Source organism: Calidithermus chliarophilus DSM 9957, assembly GCF_000430045.1.
In the GTDB taxonomy this organism is placed as follows: domain Bacteria; phylum Deinococcota; class Deinococci; order Deinococcales; family Thermaceae; genus Calidithermus; species Calidithermus chliarophilus.
The window spans coordinates 2,056,156-2,056,997 of sequence record NZ_KE387023.1 but is presented as its reverse complement, the minus strand read 5'-3'; the positions used below and the strand labels follow the sequence as shown (position 1 = coordinate 2,056,997).

2 pseudogenes are annotated in these 842 nt (G+C 71.0%); both read right to left on the bottom strand.

What is annotated here, in order from left to right:
• Window positions 1-391 (bottom strand): annotated as a pseudogene (locus MEICH_RS29315) (S8 family serine peptidase); the annotation flags it as partial.
• 184 nt (window positions 392-575) lie between these two features.
• Window positions 576-842, bottom strand: a pseudogene (locus tag MEICH_RS24500) (VWA domain-containing protein); the annotation flags it as partial.

Below are 842 nucleotides of genomic sequence, written 5' to 3'. Positions count from 1 at the left end.
GGGGGCGCAACCCCGCAGCGGGCAGCTTGCCGGGGCGGGCGAGGGCCGCCGCCGAGACCACCCTCCCCGTCAGGCGCACCTGCGGCTGCCGGAAGCGCAGCGTGGCCTCGACGTCGCCGCTGAGCCGGTAGGCGGTCTCCAGGAGGGCGGCCTCCGGCAGCCGGTCCCCCCGGGTGCGGGCCTGGATCTGCGCCGGCCCCAGCCCCTTGCGGGGGGTGAGCTCGAGCCAGCTCGAGGGCTCCGCAGGCGTGAGCTCCCACGCCGCGTTGTGCGGCACCCCCAGCCAGAACTGCCCACTTCCCGAATAGCTGAGCTTCACCTCAGACGGAATCCGCTCCCCCCAGCTACAGGCCGGGAGCAGCGCGAGCAACAACAAGCTTTTCCAGCGCATCCGTTCCAGGATAGCAAGGCAAAGGCACGCGAACTTCAGCGGGAGGTGAGAGGAGAAATGAGGGCGCGTGGCGCTCGAGGTCGAGGGCCGAGGGCCAAGGGCCAAGGCATCTCACGTTTTGCGTTTTGCGTCTTGCGTCTTGCGTTTGGCGTTTAGCTATCGGCTATCGGCTATGAGCTATGAGCTATCGGCGTACGACCCGCCGCCACTCGAGGTATCGCTCCAGCACGAACAGCCCCAGCGCCAGCCCCACCAGCAGCCAGCGCAGCTCGAGGCCCTTGCGCTGGGGCAGGGAGCGCAGCTCGTCCAGGCTTTCCAGCAGGCGGCCCCCGCTGGCTTCGGCGAGGGCACGCAGGCTGGCCTTGCCGTCCTCCAGGCGCCACTCGGGGAGGGCGGGGAGGGTGAGGCTGAGGCGGGGGGCGCCGCCCTCGAGCACCGCCGCCTCGCCGCG